Below are 22766 nucleotides of genomic sequence, written 5' to 3'. Positions count from 1 at the left end.
CGCGCCGCCCGCGCCGCCACCGTGGCCGCCGATACCCGCGTCGCGGTGGACGAAGCGCGCGGCGCGGGCGACGGCACGCTGGTACGGCTGGGTGCGCTGGCCAGCGAGTTCGAGGACACCGCGCAGGCCATGCACCAGCTCGACGATGCCATCGGCCGCACGGTGGAAGTGGCCGGCGTGATCGCCGGTATCGCCCGGCAGACCAACCTGCTGGCGCTGAACGCCGCCATCGAAGCCTCACGCGCGGGCGAATCCGGGCGCGGCTTCGCCGTGGTCGCCGATGAAGTGCGGCGCCTGTCGCTCTCCAGTGCCGAAGCCACCGCCGACATCCGCCAGATCATGGACACCGTGCGCGAACGCTCGCGCCAGACGCTGGCGTCGATGCGTGGCGCTGCGGGGCATGTCGGCGAATGCCATGAGGACGGCCGCACCGTGACCGAGGCACTGGCGCGCATCGGCGCCGCCTCCGGCCAGGTCAGCGAGATGATGGATGCCATCGCCGGTGCGGTGGAAGAACAGGGCCGCGCCAGCGAGTCGATGAGCGAGCGGCTGTCCGGCATTGGCGACGGCGCGCGGCAGAGCATGCGCCGCACCGAAGCGATGCGCGAGGAAATGGCCGGGCTCACCGGCGTGGCCAATCAACTGGACGAACACCTTGCCGGCCTGCGCTTCCGCGCTTGACCGCGCATCGGCGACTAACGTTGCAAGTAGCTGTTTTCATTGAATTACAGCTACAAATCCGGACATGAAATGCGCCCCTACAGCGATTCAGGCCATTGTCCTACAGCCACGCAACAGGCTCATGGCAACAATGAGGCCATCGTTTCAGGCGCCATCGTTTCCGGAGGTTTCCACCATGTTGCCGCTGAACATCCCCGACTTCACCCTGATCCCCCCGACCCGGCCCGGCTTGCCGCCGCGTTGCGTCATCGTGCCGCTGTGGCCGGACGACGAAGAACCGCAAACCCCACCGCCGCCCACGCTGCACTGATTACCCGGCGCGTTCCATGCACACGCCGAGCATCCGCGCACTGGCGGCCACCGCCGCGCTGCTGGCCCTGACCGCTTGCGGCAGCGGTGGTGGTGACAACGGCGGCACGCCCACGCCGACGCCAACCCCCACACCGACCCCGACGGCGCCCCCCGCATCCGTGTCCGTCGCGGTGGAAGTGCCTGCCGGCCTGAATGCCGCACCGTTCGACACCGCCCGCGCCGTATTGCTGCCCCCTGGCTTCGGCCTGCGCGTCGTCGCCCGCATCGATGCCGCCCGCTTCCTCGCCGAAGCGCCCAACGGCGACCTGCTGGTATCCCAGCCCGACCACGGCAAGATCATCCGCATCACGCCGGACGGCGCCCAGAACGACTACGCCACCGGCCTGAACAAAGGCCACGACCTGGTGTTCCACGACGTGGGCAACACCCTCTATTTGTACATCGGCGAGGCCGACCGCATCAGCCGCACCGAATACGTGGACGGCGACGCCACATCCCGCGCGCGCGCCGCCGTCATCACCAACCTGCCCGACAGCTCGCTGCCCGAACTGAACGGCAGCTACGGCCACACGCTGAAGAACATCGCCTTCGCCGGCAGCACGTTGTTCGTCTCGATCGCATCCGCCACCAACGCCAGCCCATCCGACATCCTGGCCACACCCAAGCGCGGCGCCATCTATGCCTTCGACGAAAACGGCGGCGGCATGCGGCTGTATGCCCAGGGCCTGCGCAACGCCGAAGGCTTGGCGATCCACCCGGTGACCGGGGAGTTGTGGGCTGCAGTGAATCATCGCGACAACATCCGTTATCCGCTCAAGGACGGCCGCTTCCCCTACAAAGCGCTCGACCCCGGCTACTACAACGACAACCCACCCGAACCGTTCACCCGCGTGCGCGATGGCGGCAACTACGGCTGGCCCTATTGCAACCCCACCGCCGAAACCGGCCTGGACAACCTGCCCTACTACCTGGACGTGGAAAACAACGAAGACCAGCAGGTGCTGGACTGCGGCAGCATCGACCGCATCAGCAAAGCCCTGCCGGCCCACGCGGCACCGCTGGGCATGAGCTTCTGGACCGGCAACAACGTACCGGAGCCGTGGCGCAACGGCGCGGTGATCGGCCTGCACGGCTGCTGGAACTGCACCGAGCCACGCGGCTACAAGGTAGTGTTCCTGCCGCTGCGCGCCGACAACGGCTTCGGCGATCCACAGGATCTGGTGGCCGGCTTTCTCACCAACCCGGCCGATATCGCCAGCCGCTGGGGGCGACCGGTGGATGTGATTCCGAACCGGGCGGGGAATCTCTATATTTCCGACGACTATGCCGGGGCGGTGTATGAGTTGTATCGGAAGTAGGCAGGGGATATGGGAGTGGTTGCGGGTTGCGGGTTGCGGGTTGCGGGTTGCGGGTTGCGGGTTGCGGGTTGCGGGTTGCAACTGCAACTGCAACTGCAACTGCAACTGCAACTGCAACTTCTTAAAGGCTGAGCGCCTTGCGGCGCGGTTGATTGATGCCCTTAGCGACCGGGCGGGCCGGTTCATTTCTTTTGCTCCGCCAAAAGAAACGAACCAAAGAAAAGGCGGCCCGCGTTTGCGCCCCTCCGGGGTTCCCTACGTCGGTCGCGAGCCTAGGTCTCGCTCCACTCCTCGGCGCTACGTAACGGGGGGAAAGACCGTTGAATGCCAAGGGAAGTGAGAAGGCAAAAGCCCCGCCTTTGCCTCCTTGGGTGACAAATTCGCCAACTTTCACCCGCAGGCACTGGCACACGTCACCCCTTCCCTTCAAGGGGAGGGGTCGGGGGTGAGGATGGTCTGCCCGGGGCCCCTCAGCAGCGCCGAGTAGAGGACAGGCGGGGCGGGGTTTCGGCGAGGACTGTCTGAGGGCGCTTGCGCCCGAGTTTCGCAGCCGCCGACCCGATTGTCCGGCGCGAGGGCACCCGTAGGGCGCGTATGCCGGTGACCGCCAAAGCTTAGCGGCTTGCCGCTTAGCGACGCGCCATGCAGAGCGAAGCGTCGCTCGGCCTTTTCTTTGGTTCGTTTCTTTTGGCCGCGCAAAAGAAATGAACCCGCCCGCACGGCGGCAGAGGGCGTCAAGCATCCGCGCCGCAGGCGCTCGGCGGTTAAAAGCCTTTGAAGTTGCTGTTGCTGTTGCTGTTGCTGTTGCTGTTGCTGTTGCTGTTGCTGTTGCTGTTGCTGTTGCTGTTGCTGTTGCTGTTGCTACCGACAAAGACCATAGCCCCACCTCCCGCCGCCACCGCACAAAAGGGCTTTCCCCGCTTTGGCCCCTCCAAAGCCCCAGCCCCCTATGCAAACCGCATCGACAAATCCACCGCCACCACATCCTTGGTCAACTTCCCCACCGAAATCCGATCCACCCCGGTTTCGGCAATCGCGCGCAGCGTCGAAAAATCCACCCCGCCCGATGCCTCCAACAACGCCCGGCCCGCCGTGCGTGCCACGGCGGTGCACAGGTCTTCCAGGCTGAAGTTGTCCAGCAGCACCGACGGCGCGCCGGCCGCCAGCGCCTCATCCAGTTCGGCCAGCGACTCCACCTCGATCTGCAAAGTGACGTGTGACGGCGCCAGCGCGCGGGCCGCGGCCAGCGTCGGGGCAATGCCGCCGCCGGCCAGGATGTGGTTTTCCTTGATCAGGACACCATCCCACAAACCGATGCGCTGATTGGCGCCGCCGCCGACCGTCACTGCGTATTTCTGCGCACGGCGCAGGCCGGGCAGTGTCTTGCGGGTGTCGTGCACCACGGCGCGGGTGCCGGCGACGGCATCGGCATAACGCCGGGTAGCGCTGGCAACGGCCGACAATAGTTGCAGGAAGTTGAGCGCGCTGCGCTCGGCGGTCAGCAGGCTGCGCGCCGGACCCTCGATCTCGCACAGCAGCGAGCCAGGCGCCACACGCTCGCCTTCGGCCACGCGCCAGACGACGCGGCAGGCCGGGTCCACCTGGCGGAACACTTCATCGAACCATGGCTGCCCGCAGATCACCGCCTCCTCACGCGCAATCACCGTGGCGCGACCGGCCTGCCCGGCCGGAATCAGCAACGCGGTCCAGTCCGCCTCACCCACGTCCTCCGCCAGCGCGGCGGCAACGTTGGCGGCGATCAGATGGGCAGGGGGCAAGGTGGGCATGGGTGGATTTCTCGGAAAAAGCAGGAGTTTAAGCGACGGAGCGGCTGGGTAACACCGACTGAAATCCAGATTTTGAAACACAGAGCACACGGAGAACACAGAGAAAGCCGGGAGGAAACCAAAACAGCAGGAAAGGCGGGTGTGCTTCGCCCCGTTGGCGCGGCTTGCCTCTCTCCTTGTGCTTTTTCCTTTGGGTTTTTCTGTGAAACGCTGTGTGCTTCGTGTGCTCTGTGTTCACGATCTGGATTTTCCAATTGCCCCACGCAGCAGCCGCTTCCGTCAAGGCAGCCGCAGCGGCGCAATGGCATCGGCCAGGGCCTGGCGGATGCGCGCCAAGGCCGCCGGGGTGTCGCCTTCGGCGCGCAGTGTGAGCACCGGAGTGGTATTGGAGGCGCGGATCAGGCCAAAGCCGTCCGGGTATTCGATACGCAGGCCGTCGATATCGAACACCTCGCCGCCGGGAAACCGGGCCTGGGCGGCGATGCGTGTCACCAACTCGGCGCCGGGTTCGTCGATGGCAATTTGCAGTTCGGGCGTGGCAAAGGTTTGCGGCAGGGCGGCCAGCGCGGCATCCAGCTCCAGGCCAGCGCCCAGCAGCGCCAGCAGCCGTGCGCCGGCATAGAGCGCGTCGTCCACCCGCCATTCGCAAAAGGCGAAATGACCGGACAGCTCGCCGGCCAGCAAGGCGTCGCGATCCGCCAGTTCGCGCTTCATATGAACATGCCCGGTGGGGATGACCCGGCTGACGCCCCCCGCTTCGGCCACGCAACGCGCCACCACCCGGCTCGATTTCACGTCGTGCAGCACCAACCGCCCCGGCGCGGCGCGCAGCGCGGCCTGGGCGAACAGCGCCAGCAGGCGGTCGCCGGGCACGGCCTGGCCGCTGCGGGTGATGACTCCCAGGCGGTCGCCGTCGCCGTCGAACGCCAGCCCGACATCGGCCTCCAGCGCCCGCACCGCCTCGCGCAGGTCGGCGAGGTTGGCTTCATCCTGCGGATCAGGGTGGTGATGTGGAAAGCGGCCGTCCACGTCGCAATACAGCGGTTCGACACGGTGCCCCAGCGCGCGGTACAGCGCGGGTGCCACGGCACCGGGCACGCCATTGCCGCAGTCGATCACGATCGACAGCGGGCGTGGCTGCGGCACGCCGGCAACGATGGCAGCGATGTATGCCGGCGCGGTGTCGCACCGGGTCAGCGCACCGGCGCCATGGGCGAAATCATCGCGTTCGATGCGGTCGGCCAGGCGTTGCAGCGCGGCGCCCCCCACGGCCACGCCGCCGAGCATGATCTTGATGCCGTTGTAGTCGGGCGGGTTGTGGCTGCCGGTGACGATGGCACCGCAACCCTCCGCTTGGTGGATGGCGCCGAAATACAGCAACGGTGTGGCAGCCAGGCCCAGGTCGATGACGTCGATACCGGCGGCGAGCAGGCCCTCGACCAGCGCCGCCGCCAATGCCGGGCTGCTCAGCCGGCCATCGCGCGCGACGGCGAAGCGCTGAAAACCACTTTCGCGCGCCAGCGTGCCGGCCGCCTGCCCGATCCAGCGCGCCGCGTCGGGGGTCAGCCGGCCGGTGGTGGCGCGTACGTCATAAGCCTTGAACAACGAACGGTCGATGTCGGGCATGGCTTCCTCGCGGGATGTCGCCAGGGCTAGTTGCGCAGCGGCGCGTGATGCATGAAGAAGCGCACCAGCACATTCGGCAGCCAGTCCAGCCGCCCTGGCGGCGGGCCGGAGACGAAGCCGACGTGCCCGCCTTCGCGCGGGCGCAGCAGCATGACGCTGGACGATACTTCGTCCTCGGTGGGCAGGCTGGCGGCGGGAATGAACGGGTCGTTCAGCGCGTGCACCATCAGCGTGGGCACGGCGATGTGCTTCAGGTAGGGCTTGCTGCTGGCGTCGCGCCAGTAATGGTCCACGCTGTGAAAGCCATGCAACGGCGCGGTGACCAGATCGTCGAACTCGCGCAGCGTCAGCGCCCGGCCCACCCTGGCGCGGTCGATGAAAGGATTGTTGGTGAGCTTGAGTTTTTCCAGCGTCTTGCGCCGCAACGTACGCAAGAACTCGCGGGTATAGAGATGCCGGTTGAATCCGGTATCCAGCGCGGCGCCGGCGGCGGCCAGATCCACCGGGGCACAGACCGCGGCGGCGGCCGAGATCGACAACGCGGCCTTGGCGCCGGTTTCGCCCAACCACTTGAGCAGTGCATTGCCGCCCAGCGATACGCCCACGGCATAGATCGGCACATCGGGAAAACGATGCCGCAACCGCGCCAGCACCCAGTCGATTTCCTTCGAATCGCCCGCATGGTAGGCGCGCGGCAACCGGTTGATGACGTTGCCGCAGGTGCGGAAATGCGGCACCACGCCGCGCCAGCCACGCGGGTAGGCGTACTGGAACAGCGCACGCGCATAGTGGCTGCCCGAGCCGCCCTCCAGGCCGTGGAACAGCACCACGATGGGCGTGCCGGCACGGCCGTCGATCCAGTCGACCACGATGGTGTCCAGGTCGGGCGTCACCCAGCCTTCGCGCCGGTAACGGATCGAACGACGCCATGTGAACACGGCGGGGTAGATGGTCTGGGCGTGGCCCCCTGGTAGCCAGGCGGGGGCCCGGTAAGGCGGCAGATCGAGTTGGTGTTCGCGGTGCATCGCGGGGTCGGGACAACAGGTCGGAATACGCACGGAGGCTACTCCACAGGGCATCGGGCGTACAGAGGGCCGGGTTATCACCTCTTGTCGCGGCCCGGACGCGCCGCCATAGTGACCGGCCGTGCTTCCGCCTTCGTTCACGCCATGTCCGCCATCGTCGTTTCCGCGCTGTATCGCTATCCGCTCAAGTCCGCCCACGGCCACCCGCTGACCGAGGCGCAACTGGATCACGTCGGCCTGCCCGACGACCGCGCCTGGATGGTGGCCGACGCGGACGGCCGTTTCGTCACCGGCCGCGATCTGCCGCGCCTGGTGCAGATCCACGCCGCCACCGACGCAACGACACTGACATTGACCGCCCCCGATCAGCCGCCGCTCACCATCCCTCGCGCGGTGTTCGCCACGCCGCACCCGGCCCACGTCTGGGGTACCGATTTTTCCGCGTGGCATGGCAGCGCCGACGCCGACGCCTGGCTGTCCGCCTTCACCGGCCGCCCACTCAAGCTGTTGTATACCGGCGAGACCCAGCGCCGCGTGAAGCGTTTTCCCGACACGCCGGTGAGCTTTGCCGACGGCTACCCGCTGCTGCTGATCGGCGACGCCTCGCTGGCGCAACTGAGCGACTGGGCCGGGCAGGCACTGGAGATGGCGCGCTTTCGCCCGAACCTCACCTTCGCCGGCGCCGACGCCTTCGCCGAGGACCACTGGCAACGCATCCGTATCGGCGAGGCCGTCATCCGCCTGACCAAGCCCTGCGTGCGCTGCGTCTTCACCACCGTGGACCCGGACAACGGCGACAAGCACCCGCGCCAGGAGCCGCTGCGCACGCTGGCACGCCATCGCAAGACCCCGGATGGCGTCACCTTCGGGATGAATGCCATTGTCGAGCGCGCGGGATGGGTGCGGCAGGGGGATGGGGTAGAAGTGCTGGACTGATCCGGCTGCGCGCTTGCGCATCGCATCCGGTAGGCAGCGGCCGGGCGCCGTCAATGGGGGAGACCGCCGCAACGGCGTTTACCTATGGCGAGCTGTCCTCCCCACCCCGCCTCACGCTATGATCCCGCCAGACAAAAAGGGGGAATGCCATGGCTTTGTTGATCTTCCTGGCGCTGGTCGCCGTGGTCGTGATCTATCTGATCTCGCTCTACAACAACCTGGTCTCGCTCAAGCATGGCGTGGCGCGGGCGTGGTCCAACATCGATGTGCTGATGAAGCAGCGGCACGATGAGCTGCCCAAGCTGATCGAGGCCTGCAAGCAGTACATGCGCTTCGAGGCCGAGACGCTGGAGCGGGTGATGCAGGCGCGCTCGCAAGTGGCATCGGCGCGCGAGAGCCGCAACATTCCCGCGCTGGGCACGGCGGAAACCGCATTGCGCGCCGGGCTGGGACAGTTGTTCGCCACGGTGGAGGCCTACCCCGAGCTATCGACCAACGAGCATTTCCAGCACCTGCTGTCGCGTATCACCGAGCTGGAGGACGGTATCGCCGACCGGCGAGAAACCTACAACGACACCGTCAACCTGAACAACGTGCGCATCGAGCAGTTTCCCGATGTGCTGGTCGCGCACAGCTTCGGTTTTGGCGCGGCTCGGCCGCTGCATTTCAAGGAGGCCGAAAAGAGCGACGTGGACGTGAAGCAGTTGTTCAGTTGAGCACGGGCGGCCGGACATCTTGGACTGGTTGAACGGAACCCTCTTCAAGGGCATGCGCCGCACCAGCACCGACTGGGGCGCACTGGCCGCGATCCTGGCCGTGCTGGCGTTCGGCTGGATGCACTGGACCGTGGCCGGCTGGCAATGGTGCCTGGGGCTGGCCGCCGCGTTGTCGTTGCTGGGGTGGTACACCAGCCGCCGCCGCTATCAGGCCATCGTCAATACGCCGGTCTCGCGCATCGGTAGCACCAGCCAGGGCTATGCGCGGCTGGAAGGCGCCGCGCGACCGCTCGGGGGCGAGCCGTTGGTGTCGCCGTTCGGTACCCAGTGCGTGTGGTATCACAGCGTCGAGGACGAGGTGGAACGCACGCCGCAGGGTACGCGCACCCGTGAAATCTACAACGTGGAAAGCGAGCACAGCTTCGTGCTGGACGACGGCAGCGCCAGTTGCCTGATCGATCCGGAAGGCGCCGACCTGCGGCCGGGCGATCCCTCTGTCTCCTGGTATGGCGACCGTCGGCGGACGGAATGGTGGATTTTTCCCGGCCAGCATATCGAGGCACTGGGCGACTTCGCCACGCTGCGCGCGGACCGCTCGCCCCAGGCGCAACGCGCGCGGGTATCGGACCGGCTGGCCGAATGGAAACGCGATCGCGAAACGCTGGTGCGCCAGTTCGACCGCGATGGCAATGGCGAGATCGATGCCGAGGAATGGGAACAGGTGCGCAGCGCCGCCGAGCGTGATGTGATCCGGGAGGCCATCGATACCGGCAGCCGCGACAGCGCGAACGTGCTACGCAAACCCCGGCAAGGCCTGTACCTGGTTTCCACCGAAGACCTGGACAGCTACGCACGCACCCGGCAGCGCTGGGCCTGGGGCTATCTTCTGCTGGTGGTCGTGCTGCTGCATGCGATGTGGTGGATCAACCGCCGGCCGCAGATCGTGGAAGACCGGATTGCCCATCCCGTCGTGTTCGAACAGGACGCCGAGGATATCGACTGAGCAGCCGGCGCCCTTCCCGACCGGACCGGTGCCCGGCCGGAAGAAGGCCGCCACCCGGGGTGCTGGGTTCGATCGAACCCAGCCGCTCCCATTCCGCCAGCGCGGGCAGCCGACGCGGATTCAGCGCGGATAGCTGTCCAGCAACCCTGCTTCGGTCGCCACTTCCGCCGCGCTGTAATGATTCCGACCGGGAAACACCTGCGCCGCCACCGGCACCCCCTTGGCGCCAATCAGCGCGGCGAACGCTGCCGTGTCGGACAGATAAGGCTCGCCCTCCTCGGCCCCCATGCTGAAGAACGCGCGCTGCACCGGCGCGAACGACGCGGTGGGCGCGGTTTGCGCATGCGTCACCAGCGAATAGTCGTCGTACCACAGCGACGGGCTGTTGATCAGATAGCGGCCAAAGCTGTCGGGGCGCGCCACCAGCGCATGGCTGGCGAACAGGCCACTCATCGAGGTGCCATGCAGCCCGCGCGCCGTGGCATCGGCGAGGTAATGGGTTTCGATGCGCGGCGCCAGCTCATCCGCGAGGAAGGTCAGGAAAGCCGGCCCGCCGCCGGAGATACGCAGGTTGGGATCGGTGTTTTGCAGGTAATCCTCCTCGGCCTGCCAGAAGGTGGGACTGAAGTCGCGCGAGCGGCGCAGGTCGCAGGCCAGGGCGCTGTCGGGGCAATCGACGCCGACCACGATCAATGGCCTGATTCGCCCCGCATCGCGCAACACCTGGTATTGCGTGGTGAACACGCTGCCGAGCAGCGCCCAGTCGAGCACATAGAGCACCGGATAGGCAGTGTCGGGCTGGAAATCGGGCGGCAGCTTCACATGGATGCGATAGGCGGCGCTGAGTGTTTCGCCCTTGAACTGCAACGCCGTCACGTTTCGCGCCACCATGGTGAACTGGTAATCGGATACATAGCGGCACGCGCCGACATCGCGCCATACCTCGCGATGAGCAACCTCCTCCGGGTCCTGGCCCTGCGTCCACCAGTGGGCAAGGTAATTGCGCCCGTGCCGGCTGACCACGGCATTGCCCGCATAGGCGCGCCCGGCACGCCAGACATCGCCGCACGCCAGTGGCGGCTGGTCCGGGTCCAGCACCAGCCACGGCTGGCCACCGCCCAACCCGCCGGCATGCCGCGCCGGATCCTGGCCCTGGGTCCACCACTGCGCCCGGTAATCGACCCCGGCGACCGTGACCGTATCGCCGGCCTGGTAAACCTGCCCCGCCTGCCAGACCGGCGCGGCGTGAAGCGTGCCACCGACCCATGCGGCCAGCGCAAACCACAGCTTGCTTCGTTGCATGACGACTCCTCGTTGTTATGGATGCGCGAACGCGCACGCCGATCATGCAAGAGGCATAAGCCAATGTTCAGCCGGCCCTGGATCGAAGGCGGCGGAACGCGGACTTGCGGCGCCGGAGTCGGGAAGTCCGACAGCACAAGGGCGACATTCCCCCGCACACCCGGCGTCGCCAGAAGCCTTACCACCCGCCTCTCAACACCGTCCCTCCCCTCACCACAGCCCATCCGAACCTCCGCCGTCCGCACTCAGCAAAGCAAGCCCCCTCGCGGCGGCGAGGGCGGGGGGAGTCGGAATGGAACAGGGGAGAATCGACCTCCCCGCACACCAGACATCGTCAAGTGCCCGGCGCCGCCAGAAGCCTTGCCACCCGCCTCTCAACACCGCCCCTCCCTCACCACAGCCCATCCGAACCTCCGCCGTCTGCACTCAGCAAAGCAAGCCCCCTCGCGGCGGCGAGGGCGGGGGGAGTCGGAATGGAACAGGGGAGAACCGACCTCCCCGCACCAGATATCTTTAAGCGACCGGCGCCGCCAGAAGCCTTGCCACCCGCCTCTCAACACCGCCCCTCCCCTCACCACAGCCCATCCGAACCTCCGCCGTCCGCACTCAGCAAAGCAAGCCCCCTCGCGGCGGCGAGGGCGGGGGGAGTCGGAATGGAACAGGGGAGAACCGACCTCCCCGCACCAGATATCTTTAAGCGACCGGCGCCGCCAGAAACCTTGCCACCCGCCTCTCAACACCGTTCCTCCCTCACCACAGCCCATCCGAACCTCCGCCGTCCGCACTCAGCAAAGCAAGCTCCCTCGCGGCGGCGAGGGCGGGGGGAGTCGGAATGGAACAGGGGAGAACCGACCTCCCCGCACACCAGATATCTTTAAGCGCCCGGCTCCGCCGGGCGCATGCTTCCCCCCGCCCCCAATCGCAGCCAACCAATACTCCGGTTCTCCGCAATCACGGACAACTTTGCCCTCGTTTGCCCCCGCATGATTTCATTCGCGGCTCGGTATCCGTCCGCACCGATCAACCCGCCAGCCCGGCGCAGCGCACCCAATGCCGATGTCCATCGCGCGCCCTGCCCGGCCCATCGAGAGATTTGCATGCGACGACTTTCCCTTTCCCTACTGTTCAGTACTGTGTTCATCCTGGCCCCCGTTGCCAGCGCCGCGCCCGGCGCCGTCCAGTGGCAACTGGACACCGGCGCGCCGGTTCGCGCCGCGCCGCTGCTGGTGGGCGATACGCTGATCGTCGGCAACGCCGACGGCATGCTGCGGGGGCTGGACTGGCCCAGCCGCAAGCCGCGCTGGCAACAGGCGCTGAAAGGCTCGCTCGGCAGCCAGCCCACCCACGCGGGCGATCGCATCTATGTCCAGACCAATCGCCAGGTCTACGCACTGTCAGTAAAGGATGGCCGCATCCTGTGGCAACGCGACCTGGGCGATCAGGGCGACTGGCGCGGGTTCAAGTTATGGGACACTTTCCAGGGCAGCCCGGTGGTACACGGCGACCGGCTGCTGGTGGCCTTCGGCGACAGCCTCTACGCGCTGGCACTGGCCGATGGCGCCACGCGCTGGCGCTACGAGAGCGCCTATCGCCTGATGGCAACCCCCACCGTGGTCGGCGACAAGGTGCTGATCGCCGATGGCGATGGCCAGTTGAGCGCCGTGGCGCTGGCCACCGGCAAGGCGCTGTGGCGCAAGCAGCCCGGCCGCGACACCATCCAGACACGCATCGCGGTATGGAACAAGCTGGGCATCTATGGCAGCCGCGATGCGGCGGTGCACGCTTTCGACCTGAATACCGGCAAGGAGGCCTGGCGCGCCAGCCACGATACGTCGTGGGTGGTGGGCTCGGCGCTGGTCCAGGGTGACGTGGCGTATATCGGCTCGTCCGACGGGCTGTTCTTCCAGGCGCTGGATGCGGCGAGCGGACGCGAGCTGTGGCGGGTGGATACCGGCCAGAACGCGTTCACTGCGCCGGTCTACGCCAACGGCCAGTTGCTGCTGGCCACCGGCGACGCCTACCAGCTCGACCGCCCGGGCCGGGTAACCGCCGTGGGCCTGGACGGCAAGCGCCACTGGCAGGCGGAACTGCCGGCCGGCCTGTTCGGCCAGCCTATCGTGGTCGGCGATACCCTGATGGTCGGCGCCGAAAATGGCCGGCTGTACGGCGTGTCGCTGCGCTGAGTTTGCGGCGGGAATAAAGGCGAAAATCCGGGGACACAGGGAGCACGGAGAACACCGAAAACACGGAGAAACCCGAAAGGATGGAATGAAACTCTCCTTCGGTTTTCGCTGTGTTCTCTGTGCCCTTCCTGTGCGCTGTGTCCCCGGACTTTGTTTTTGCCGCTGCCCCCGAAGGAGCAGCCTTCCTTCAGTCAACCGTTCAAGGATTCACGATCGGTTTCATCTGGATAGCGAACGGCCAGCCCTGCACTTCGTCGGTACCGATCTGCCAGTCGAAGGCGCCCCGGATGGTCGGGTAAGCGGACTTGATCTGGTTCCAGGTCGATACCGCCTGATCGATGCGCATGTAGTTGGTGGCATCGTTGATGCCGAAACCCACCACCACGTGGCTCGCCCCCAGCAGCGCCACCCATTCGCCGACGTTGTTCACCACGTAGCTCGGCTCGGCCAGGTTGGGGCCGTCGTAATACTGCGGCGCGCAGTAGTCGATGGCGTTGGCGATCACCATGTCGCGGCAGAAGGTCTTGTCGCGGGCATTCCACGGGGCAGGCGGCGAGGAGATGATGAAGTTGGGATAGCGCCGCTTCAGTTCCAGGCTGATCCAGATCATTTCGCTGGTATCGGGCTGCTGATCCGCTTCGAAGGTGTTCCAGTCCAGCCCGTCGAAACCACCCAGTTGCGTGTAGATCGCGGCAATGCTGTTGACGAAGTTCTGCGATTTCTCGCGGGTGGGGAAGCTCATGCCATTGCCCGCGCCGCCCACCGACAGGATGATCTTGCGCCCCTGCACCGTGCGCGCATACGCGATGTCCGCCTTCAGGTTGGTGGCCGCGCCGCGTCCATCACCCGGGGTGTTCCAGACCACCGCGCCGGTGGTTCCCGGTGGCCCGCCCACCGGCGTGGCGGCGAACAGGTAGATCAGGTTGTAGTTGGGATGCACATCGCGGATGCGGATCTGCGAACCGGGCCAGTACGGCCAGTAGCCGCCGAGCACCTTGGCCGGCAAACCGGTGCCGGGCGTCGGGGTCGGCGTCGGTTGCTGGGTCGGCGTGGGGGTGGGCGACGGGCCGCCGCTGCAACCGATCGGCTCCCAGTAATAGGTGCTGATGGTGGGAATGGTGGCGTCGCTGCCATTGGCGCCCACCGCTTTCACCCGGTAGTACGCGCCGTTGTACTGCACCACCGTGCCCAGCGGGTAGTTCACGCCGCTCTGCCACACCACATAGCTGCATGAGCCGGATGGGGTCGGCGTGGGAGTCGGCTGTGGGGTGGGAGTTGGCGTCGGCACCGGAGTCGGCGTGCCGCTGCAACTGGTCGGTTCCCAGTAATAGGTACTGATGGTGGGAATGGTGGCATCGCTGCCGTTGGCGCCCACCGCTTTCACCCGGTAGTAAGCGCCGTTGTACTGCACCACCGTGCCCAGCGGGTAGTTCACGCCGCTCTGCCATACCACGTAGCTGCAGGTGCCCACCGGCGTCGGGGTCGGCTGCGGCACTGGCGTGGCGGTGGGGCGCGGGGTCGGCGTGGGCGTCGGCACCGGAGTGGGCACCGGCGTCGGGGTGGGCGTGGCGCCGCTGGACGGGCCCAGGTCGCGCCACAGGGTGTTGGTCACGGCCGGGTTCCAGCCCGCCCCGACATAGGCAGTGTGGGTGATCAGCGCCTGATAGTCGTGGCCCTGATAGCTGACATAGCTGCCGGCCGTATAGGTGTTGCCTTCGGCCCATGCCGGGTAGGCCGCGCTGGCGTAGGCAGCCGCGGTCGCCATGACCACGCCGCTCAGCGCGAACAAGCTTGATTTGCGCATGTTGTCTCATCCATCCAGTTGATCGAGTTGTTGTCGCCGGGCGCGTCGCTGCTCTCCGCACATCCACCCGGCCAGGAACGGCGTACCGCTCCATCCCACAAGGCTAGCGCCACCCCCGGTACAACCCCATGTCTGGATACGACCATTGGGTTTGTCTGAATCGATCCACCCAGGCAACACGGCATGCGACGGTGGCACCACCCGGATGAATGGCCGATTTTCGCCGCCAAACGCCATGCATGCGCTATCAAACCTGAACTGGAAAGCACTGAATGGGCGATCACCCCCGGCCCGCTTGTCCGACTACGGCATTCCGCATTGGCAGCCCACCGTGGCGCCATGGCCGGATGCGCCAGGTCAGCCCGCCAGTGCTGTTCATAGAGCACAGTGATTACCAATGGCGCTCACTGACACGCTGATACGGCTGCTTTTGCCGCAGCGCAGCGTGGCTGCCGGGGCTCTGGCGGGCGGGTGACGCTTGATCGTGCGGCAAGCCGGCGCGGCCGGGCTCGCCCCGGCGCAATGCCAGCAAAGACGGCCCTTCGCTCTCTTGCATGCCGGCCCGGCCCGGGCGCCGCACGGTGCCAGTCGTCTTGTCATGCCGGCCTTCCGTCCGCATGGCAACGGGAAAACAAGGGCGCCGCGAAACCAACGGCTGCTGACAACCATCGGGAATGATATCCTGCGCGATTCCTGACACGACGTTTGCAAATCCATGGATTTCGCCCAGCTTCTCGCCTCCTTCGCTTCCGCCTTTACCCAGGAGCGACGGCTGGTCACGTTACAACTGGGCGACGGCGCCTGGGACCAGCAACTGCTGCCGCAATCGGCCAGTGGCGAGGAAGCGCTGTCCCAGCCCTATCGCTATGTCGTCGAATGCGTTTCCACCGACGCCGGGCTGGAACTCAAGCGTCTGCTCGGCCTGCCGGCGCAACTGGGCATCCTCACCGCCGATGGCGAGGAAACGGTGCGCTGCGGCATCGTCACCGCCGCGCAGGCATTGCCATCCGATGGCGGCTTCGCGCGCTACGGCCTGACTCTCGAACCGGCACTGGCGCTGCTGCGCCATCACCGTAGCAGCCGCGTCTGGCAGGACCTGCCCGTACCCGGCATCGTCAAGGCAATCATCGAGGAGCAACAGGCCGCCAATCCGGTATTCGCCGCCGCGTTCGCCCTGCGTCTGGAACTGTCGCGTGATTACCCCGCGCGCTCCTACTGCCTGCAATACCGCGAAACCAGTCTGGACTTCGTCCAGCGCCTGCTGGCCGAGGAAGGCATCGCCTACCGCTTCGAGCACGAGTCAGGCGACACCCCGCGCGTGACGCTGGTGGCGTTCGACGATCCGTATTCGCTACCGCAGGCGGCGCACGGCCGCGTGCGCTTCCATCGCGCCGACGCCACCGAGGCCGAGGACAGCATCACCGACTGGACCAGCGCGCGCCGCGTCGGGCCGGAAGCAGTGGCGCTGGCCAGCTTCGACTACAAGCCGGTGGTGACCCGCCACGCGCAGCAACAATCCGCCACCGACCAGGGCAACGGCGGCGCCCAGGCCGAAGCGGGCCTGGAAGACTACGACGCGCAAACGCTGTACTACGCCACCGACCCCGAGCAGCTCGACCGCTACACCACGCTGCGCCAGCAAGCGCACGACCTGGCCAAGAAGGCGTTCCAGGGCGGCGGCACGGTGCGCGGGCTGAAGGTGGGCGACTGGTTCCAGCTCGCCGATCACCCGCTGCACGATAGCGACGCCCCCGAACAGCGCGAGTTCGTCGCCAGCCGGCTGCGCTTCGCCGCGCGCAACAACCTGCCCGGCGATCTGTTGCAGGCGCTGGGCGTCAAGGAAGCCGAGCGCCCGTTCGACGTCGAGTTCGAGGCCCAGCGGCGCGGCATCGCGCTGGTGCCGGATTACGCCAGCCGGCAGCGCCCCACCGCGCCCGGCGCGCAGACCGCCACCGTGGTCGGCCCGCGCGACGGTGACGCCGCCGCGGACGAGGTGCACACCGATCAGCATGGCCGGATCAAGGTGCAGTTCCATTGGCAGCGCCCGCAGGAGCATCCCGAATACGGCGCCTCGCTGGACGACAAGTCGTCGTGCTGGCTGCGGGTCGCCTATCCCAGCGCCGGCGCGGGCTGGGGCCACCAGTTCATCCCGCGTATCGGCCAGGAAGTGCTGGTGGACTTCATCGAGGGCGACATCGACCGCCCACTGGTGGTCGGCGTGCTGTACAACGGCGGCCATCCGCCACCCGACTTTTCCGGCGCCGGCGCGCTGCCCGCCAACAAGACGCTGTCGGGCATCAAGACCAAGGAACACCAGGGCGGCCAGTACGGCGAACTGCTGTTCGACGATACCCAGGGCGAAGTACGCACCAAGCTCAGCTCGGAGCACGGCAAGACCCAGCTCAACCAGGGTTATCTGGCGCATCCGCGCGCCAACGGAAAAGCCGAGCCGCGCGGTGAAGGCTTCGAGTTGCGCAGCGACCGGGCCGGCGCCATCCGCGCCGCGCAGGGCCTGCTGCTCAGCACCGAGGCCAAGCCCGGTGCCAGCGGCGCTCAGCTCGACCGCGAACAGGCGCTGGCGCAACTGCAAAGTGCGCAGCAACTGGCGCAGGCGCTGGGCGACACCGCCAGTGGGCAATTGGCCGACACCGTGGAAACCGGGCCGGAAGGTATCGCCGAGGACAATACCAGACAGGGCAAGCGCCAGCGCGGCAACCTGGCGCACCTCAACGGCGCGCTGGAAGCGTGGGCCGCCGGCAGCAACACCGATCGCGACAGCAAGGGGGGCGAGCAACCCGGCCAACAGCCGATCCTGGTCGCCAGCGCGCCGGCCGGCATTGCCCTGACCACGGCCAACGCGCTGGTGCTGTCCAGCGGCGGCAACCTGGATACCGTCAGCCAGCGCGATACCCAGCAGACCACCGCGCGGCGCTGGGTGCATAACGTGGGCAGCCGGATCAGCCTGTTCGTGCAAGGCGTGGCGGACAAGGTGAACCTGAAGCTGATCGCCGCCAAGGGCCACGCCAGGCTGCATGCGCTGTCGGGCGACGTGGAGATCGTCGGCGACAAGAACCTGCGCATCTACGCCAACAAGGAAAAGCTGGAGGCGGTGGCCAAGCAGGAACTGCTGCTGACCTGCGGCGGCGCCTATATCCGTCTCTCCGGCGGCAACATCGAGATTCACGCCCCCGGCGCGGAAAGCTTCAAGGCCGCCAGCTTCAGCTTCACCGGCCCCACCTCGCTGAGCAAGGTGGCACCGCCCTCGCCACCGCCCAAGGAGCGCTACCACGAGCAATTCGTGGTCACCGACAAGCACACCGGCCTGCCGCTGGTGCACACGCCGTACCGCGTCGAGACCGCCGACGGCCAGGTGTTCCACGGCGTGACCGACGGCGAAGGCAAGACCACCCGCATCCATACCCCCGACGCGCGACAACTGAAGCTCTACCTGGACTGACCCGATGGCCTATCAACGTTCCGAGATGGGCGGCGGCGGCACCGTTGCCACCGCCGACCAGTCCAGCCAGCCGATCAAGGATGGCACCACCAACCCGCGCCCGGATTCGGTGGTGGCCACTCAGGCCGAGCAGGTGCTGCTGTTCCTGCGCCCCGAGACCGGCGAAGTCATCGGCGTGCCAGCGCAGGATTCGGCCGAGCTGCGGCTGCACTACCACCGCTGGAGCGAGCTGATCCGCGATTACCACAACGCCAACGCGTTGCTGTTCGATTGCGAGAACCGCATGCAGGTGCTGGCGGCGGCCAAGGCCAACAAAGAGACGATCCCGCCCGGCATCGAGGAAGAAGCGCAGAAGTGGTGGGACGTGGCGGTGAAGTGGCGCGACGAGACCAACGAAAAGCTGCGCGAGGAAATGAAGCCGCTGGCCAGCACCGCCGGCAGCGGCAAGAAGCTGGTGGAGCTGATCCCGCTGATGAGCAAGGAGGGCGACAAGCCCTATGCCACCACCACCAAGAACGAAGGCCCGAAGATCGACGGCACCAAGGCCAAGCAATCGTGGGGCTTTGCCAGTGGCGCGGGGCTGAAGGATCACTACAAGTACCCGAAGGATCTGCCGGAAAAACTGGTGTACGTGCGCTCGGATCGCCTCAAGGAAGGCTGGCCCAAGTTCAAGGATGCCGAGACGGTGAAGTGGGCCGACGTCTACAAAAAGGACGCCAACGGCAAGCGCAAGCTGGATGAGCCCAAGCTCAAGCAATACGTGCGCGAGCAGGGCAAGAAGATGCAGCTCCGCAGCTCGGACTTCGTCAAGCTGGACTACCAGAAGAGCGACAGCATCCTGGGCGACTGGGGTCGCCAGTGGAACGCCGACCACACGGTGAAGCACACCGCCAGCACCACTGTAGGCGGAGTGCAGGTGGCCGATATCGACCTGACCGCGCAGGCGGCGCTGATGCGCTACATGTATGGCGGCAGCGTCAGCGGCACCTTCGATCCGTTCAAGGCCGGCGTGGCGTTCAAGGCCGAGGGCAAGGCCGAGATCGCGCTGGCCGAGGCCAAGGCGTCGGCCGATCTGTACCTGCCGGCACGCGACGGCATCCTGATGTGCCTGTACGACCTGCGCGGCACCGAATTCCCGCTGGGCGCGATCCGGCTGCAAGTGTCGGCCGCGCTGTCGGGCGTGGTCGGCGCCAGCGTCGCCGCCGAGGTGTCGCTGTCGGTGGAAATGAAAGACAAGGAACTGCCCAAGGTGAAGGGCAAGCCGGGCGGGCGCAAGAACAAGCGCGCCAAGAAAATGGATGTCGGCAGCGCCGCCTCGACCGACGTCGGCGGCGTCACCGCCGAGCTGAACGCCTTTGCCGGCGCCAAGGCCGATATCGAGCTGAAGGGTGCGCTGCAATGGCGCAACCCGGAAACCCAGGACAAGGATTTCAAGGATCTGGCCAGCGTGGCGCCGAGCGTCGGCGGCATGGCCGGCATCGGTGCATCGGCCAAGTTCATTGCACAGTACGAAGACGGCCTGTTCCGCATCCAGGCTCACGCCAGCCTGTGCGTCGGCCTGGGCGCGGAAGGCACGATTTCACTGGAAGTGAACCCATTGCAGGTCGGCTCGTTCGTGCTGTGGTTCAACTACCAGCTCTATCACGCCAACTATTCCAACGTGAAGATCATCGGCGAGACGGCCTTCGAAGCCATGCGCGACATGGCGTATCTGGCCATCCAGACCGGGCAGGAAATTGGTAGCTATGTGGGCAAGGTGGAAGCACAACTCAACCAGCAGGTCGAACAGATCGCCATGGCGCTCGAAAAGGCGGAGGCACGCCAGCGCCTGGCCGAACGCATCCTGACCACCCCGTTTGCGCTGAAGTATTCGTCGCCGGAAACGCGCGGCATGCTGATCTACCGGCTGTCGCGCCACGGCGCGGCCGACGCGGTGGTCAGCGGTGGCGGCGTGGGCGACAGCTACCTCGCCGCCCAGCGCCGGGCCATCCTGCACGTGCTGCGCCAGGCGCAGACCAAGGCCGGCATCGACAACATCATCCAACACATCGGGCCGCGCGGCGAAAGGGGCGACTTCGATCGCAAGCTGGCCAGCCTGAAGGATTTCTTCAAGCTGGAAATGGTGGGCAACGTCGACGTGCCGTTCATCGAAAGCCACTACGACGACCAGTTCCGCGAACATTACGAAGGCCTGCCCGGCAAGGGCCTGGGCGACGGCAAGCTGGCGCAACTGGGCGGCGACTTCGGCGGCTGGTACGACAATGTCTACGCCAGCCTGAAGGACGAGCCCACGCGTGGGCTGCCGATGGTGCCCAATGATTCGGTGCAGTACGCAATGCAGCGACAGTGGCAGGACGATCACCCGCTGTATGCAGCGCGCGGCGACGACGCTTACTACGCCTAGCCCCCGGCGGGGCCCTTTTCCTCGATGCAAAAACGGGGCCGCTGGCCCCGTTTCCTATTGCTTCGTGCCCGACAGCGGCCGGTCGGTGTTGGCCACACAGCGCAGGCCGTAGGGGTATACCGGGCCGGGAACCAGCTTCGTTGGATCTTCCCAATCGGACATCCGCAGCAGCGGATCGCGCACCCGGCGATATGCACTAATTCCTGAAAATCCGGTGGCATCGCTCACCGGCCAGCCACGCGCCACCTTCTTGTCGCCGCTGGCCGGCCCCTTGGGATCGACCTTGGGCGAATGGGCGTAATAGTCGGCCGCATACCAATCCAGCGTCCACTCCTCGCCATCGTGTGCCAGGTCGTACAGACCCAGCGGCGTCGGCGGGAACAATCCCACCGGGTAGGGGCGGTACTTGCTCACGGCACCGTCTTCGTCGTCGAGCAGCGGGCTGAGCAGCTTCACGTGCTCGATCGAGCCGGGCACGTTGCGGCCGTGGTCGATGTTGCCGTTGTCGGTGGGGAACACGAAGCGCTGGCCACGGCTGCGCGCGGCGTATTCCCACTGCGCCTCGGTCGGCAGGTCGAACGGCAGGCCGGTCTGCTGGCCCAGCCACTGACAGTAGTCGCGCGCGCGCTGCCACACCGCGCCGGCCGGCAGCAGCGGATGGCGGTATTTGCGTTCGAACTCACCATCAGCGGTGCGCGGCGTATTGCTGGCGTCGGTGTAGGTGTCGAACTCGGCGTAGGTGGTCTTGTAGCGGCTGATGTAAAAGCCGGTGAGCTGCACGGTGTGTAGCGGGCGGCTGTCGGCCTTGGGCACGTAGGGCCCCCAGTCGCCCATCTCGAAGCTGCCGCCTTCGACCCACACCAGATCGGCCACCGCCTTGCGCTTGAGGGCAGCCAGCCGTTGCGGCAGCGGCCCCTCGGCCACCGCCTTCAGGCTGGCGGCCAGTTCGGGCGATTGCGAAAACCTGGGCAGCGCCGCCAGTGCTTCGCCGGTGACCAGCGGGCTGGTGGAAGGCTTGGGCGGCGGGGTGACGGCGGCCGGCACGGCCAGCGGCAGGCAGGCGCTCAGGCCCAGGCACAGCAACGTTTTTTTCATCGGCGCGATCCATCCTCAGTCGGGGTGCCCGAGTCTACCATCGGCCCGTTCCAGGCTGGTTCACACCCGGCGCGGCCGTCCGGGCCCGAATGCCCAAAGGCACGTTGGCTTATTCAAAAATTCAGAACATCAACGACATATCTCTTCGATTTCTTTAGCGGCTGCACGGGGTTAGGATACGAACAAGTTTCAAGAACAGGAGATCACCATGCGTACCCTTGCCCTTCCCGCCATCCACCGCAGCCGCGAGATCGAACGCGTGGTCAACGGCATGCCCACCAGCGACGGCGCGGGCGTCAAGCTCACCCGCGTGCTGACGCACGACCTGCAACGGCGGCTGGACCCGTTCCTGATGCTGGATGCCTTCAAGAGCGATCAGGCGGACGACTACATCGCCGGCTTCCCGGATCACCCGCATCGCGGTTTCGAGACCGTGACCTACATGCTGGCCGGCCGCATGCGCCACCGCGACAACGCCGGCAACGAGGGGCTACTGCAAAACGGCGGCGTGCAATGGATGACCGCCGGGCGCGGCATCGTGCATAGCGAGTTGCCCGAGCAGGAAGACGGCCTGATGGAAGGCTTCCAGTTGTGGGTGAACCTGCCAGGCCGCAACAAGATGACCGATCCGGGCTATCGCGATATCCCGGCGACGGACATCCCGGAATTCGCACTGGAAGGCGATGGCGCGCTGAAGCTGATCGCCGGCAAGCTGGGCGATGCCGAAGGCGCGGTCACGCGACCGGACACCGAACCGCTGTATCTCGACCTGGCGATTCCCGCCGGTGGCGAGTACCGGGTGGCGATCCCGGCGGGACACAACGCCTTCGTCTACGTCTACCGTGGTGCGCTGACCGTGGGCGACCTGGATCGCCCGGTCCGGGTGCAGCAGATGGGCGTACTCGGCAACGACGGCGACGGCGTGTGGCTGAAGAGCGATGTCGACACCCGGTTGATCCTGGTCGCCGGCAAGCCGCTGAACGAACCGATCGCGCAATGGGGCCCCTTCGTGATGAACACGCGGGAAGAAGTGCAACAGGCAGTCTATGACTTCAATGCCGGGCGGTTTTGATTTGC

The 22766-nt window shown here is 66.6% G+C and carries 17 protein-coding genes; 11 read left to right on the top strand and 6 right to left on the bottom strand.

Going from position 1 to position 22766, the window contains the following annotated elements:
- The 4 genes from FAZ21_RS13950 to FAZ21_RS21110 form a co-directional block, all read left to right on the top strand.
- On the top strand, nucleotides 1–681 hold a 681-nt coding region (locus tag FAZ21_RS13950; protein WP_246038651.1), incomplete at its 5' end, for a methyl-accepting chemotaxis protein.
- 175 nt (nucleotides 682–856) lie between these two features.
- Complete coding sequence (locus tag FAZ21_RS21115) at nucleotides 857–991, top strand: hypothetical protein (protein WP_281279779.1); 135 nt, start codon at nucleotides 857–859, stop codon at nucleotides 989–991.
- Between the two features lie 16 nt (nucleotides 992–1007).
- Complete coding sequence (locus FAZ21_RS13945; RefSeq protein ID WP_136774050.1) at nucleotides 1008–2351, top strand: PQQ-dependent sugar dehydrogenase; 1344 nt, start codon at nucleotides 1008–1010, stop codon at nucleotides 2349–2351.
- A 9-nt stretch (nucleotides 2352–2360) separates the two neighbouring features.
- Nucleotides 2361–2483 (top strand): hypothetical protein, encoded by a 123-nt coding sequence (locus FAZ21_RS21110; protein ID WP_281279778.1) that lies wholly within the window; start codon nucleotides 2361–2363, stop codon nucleotides 2481–2483.
- 815 nt (nucleotides 2484–3298) lie between these two features.
- On the opposite strand, the gene nadC is transcribed toward FAZ21_RS21110, so the two are convergent.
- From nadC to FAZ21_RS13930, 3 genes are all read right to left on the bottom strand, one after another.
- A complete protein-coding gene (gene nadC, locus FAZ21_RS13940) occupies nucleotides 3299–4138 on the bottom strand; it encodes a carboxylating nicotinate-nucleotide diphosphorylase (protein WP_136774049.1) in 840 nt (279 codons plus the stop codon).
- 279 nt (nucleotides 4139–4417) lie between these two features.
- On the bottom strand, nucleotides 4418–5764 hold the full coding sequence (locus FAZ21_RS13935) for a phosphomannomutase/phosphoglucomutase (RefSeq protein WP_136774048.1): 1347 nt from the start codon (nucleotides 5762–5764) through the stop codon (nucleotides 4418–4420).
- Between the two features lie 26 nt (nucleotides 5765–5790).
- Complete coding sequence (locus FAZ21_RS13930) at nucleotides 5791–6789, bottom strand: YheT family hydrolase (RefSeq protein WP_136774056.1); 999 nt, start codon at nucleotides 6787–6789, stop codon at nucleotides 5791–5793.
- A gap of 144 nt (nucleotides 6790–6933) precedes the next feature.
- Here FAZ21_RS13930 and FAZ21_RS13925 point away from each other — a divergent pair, with 144 nt between their 5' ends.
- The 3 genes from FAZ21_RS13925 (at nucleotide 6934) to FAZ21_RS13915 (ending at nucleotide 9444) form a co-directional block, all read left to right on the top strand.
- Complete coding sequence (locus tag FAZ21_RS13925) at nucleotides 6934–7725, top strand: MOSC domain-containing protein (RefSeq protein WP_136774047.1); 792 nt, start codon at nucleotides 6934–6936, stop codon at nucleotides 7723–7725.
- Between the two features lie 149 nt (nucleotides 7726–7874).
- Complete coding sequence (locus tag FAZ21_RS13920) at nucleotides 7875–8441, top strand: LemA family protein (RefSeq protein ID WP_136774046.1); 567 nt, start codon at nucleotides 7875–7877, stop codon at nucleotides 8439–8441.
- A gap of 28 nt (nucleotides 8442–8469) precedes the next feature.
- Entirely contained in the window at nucleotides 8470–9444 is a 975-nt protein-coding gene (locus FAZ21_RS13915; RefSeq protein ID WP_136774045.1) for an EF-hand domain-containing protein, read from the top strand.
- A 120-nt stretch (nucleotides 9445–9564) separates the two neighbouring features.
- Here FAZ21_RS13915 and FAZ21_RS13910 read toward each other — a convergent pair whose 3' ends face one another.
- Nucleotides 9565–10746 carry a carbohydrate-binding protein gene (locus tag FAZ21_RS13910; protein WP_136774044.1) on the bottom strand — a complete coding sequence of 394 codons (1182 nt, stop codon included), beginning with the start codon at nucleotides 10744–10746 and terminating at the stop codon, nucleotides 9565–9567.
- A gap of 1097 nt (nucleotides 10747–11843) precedes the next feature.
- Between FAZ21_RS13910 and FAZ21_RS13905 the strand changes: the two genes are divergently transcribed.
- On the top strand, nucleotides 11844–12929 hold the full coding sequence (locus tag FAZ21_RS13905) for an outer membrane protein assembly factor BamB family protein (RefSeq protein ID WP_169307403.1): 1086 nt from the start codon (nucleotides 11844–11846) through the stop codon (nucleotides 12927–12929).
- Nucleotides 12930–13128: 199 nt separating this feature from the next.
- Here FAZ21_RS13905 and FAZ21_RS21105 read toward each other — a convergent pair whose 3' ends face one another.
- Complete coding sequence (locus FAZ21_RS21105) at nucleotides 13129–14733, bottom strand: carbohydrate-binding protein (protein ID WP_281279776.1); 1605 nt, start codon at nucleotides 14731–14733, stop codon at nucleotides 13129–13131.
- A 715-nt stretch (nucleotides 14734–15448) separates the two neighbouring features.
- Between FAZ21_RS21105 and FAZ21_RS13890 the strand changes: the two genes are divergently transcribed.
- Both FAZ21_RS13890 and FAZ21_RS13885 read left to right on the top strand, forming a co-directional pair.
- The gene (locus FAZ21_RS13890; RefSeq protein WP_136774042.1) at nucleotides 15449–18190 is read left to right on the top strand and encodes a type VI secretion system Vgr family protein; all 2742 of its coding nucleotides are present in this window, start codon (nucleotides 15449–15451) and stop codon (nucleotides 18188–18190) included.
- 4 nt (nucleotides 18191–18194) lie between these two features.
- Nucleotides 18195–20594, top strand: a complete 2400-nt coding sequence (locus tag FAZ21_RS13885; RefSeq protein ID WP_136774041.1) for a hypothetical protein — start codon at nucleotides 18195–18197, stop codon at nucleotides 20592–20594.
- Nucleotides 20595–20648: 54 nt separating this feature from the next.
- Here FAZ21_RS13885 and FAZ21_RS13880 read toward each other — a convergent pair whose 3' ends face one another.
- Nucleotides 20649–21689, bottom strand: coding sequence for a formylglycine-generating enzyme family protein (locus FAZ21_RS13880; protein WP_136774040.1), 1041 nt, complete (start codon nucleotides 21687–21689; stop codon nucleotides 20649–20651).
- Between the two features lie 208 nt (nucleotides 21690–21897).
- Between FAZ21_RS13880 and FAZ21_RS13875 the strand changes: the two genes are divergently transcribed.
- Nucleotides 21898–22761, top strand: coding sequence for a pirin family protein (locus tag FAZ21_RS13875; RefSeq protein WP_136774039.1), 864 nt, complete (start codon nucleotides 21898–21900; stop codon nucleotides 22759–22761).
- Nucleotides 22762–22766 lie beyond the last annotated feature (5 nt).

Origin of the sequence: Chitiniphilus eburneus, assembly GCF_005048205.1 — a bacterium.
GTDB classification, from domain to species: domain Bacteria; phylum Pseudomonadota; class Gammaproteobacteria; order Burkholderiales; family Chitinibacteraceae; genus Chitiniphilus; species Chitiniphilus eburneus.
The sequence above is the reverse complement of the archived record's forward strand: the minus strand, read 5'-3'. Positions and strand labels throughout refer to the sequence as shown.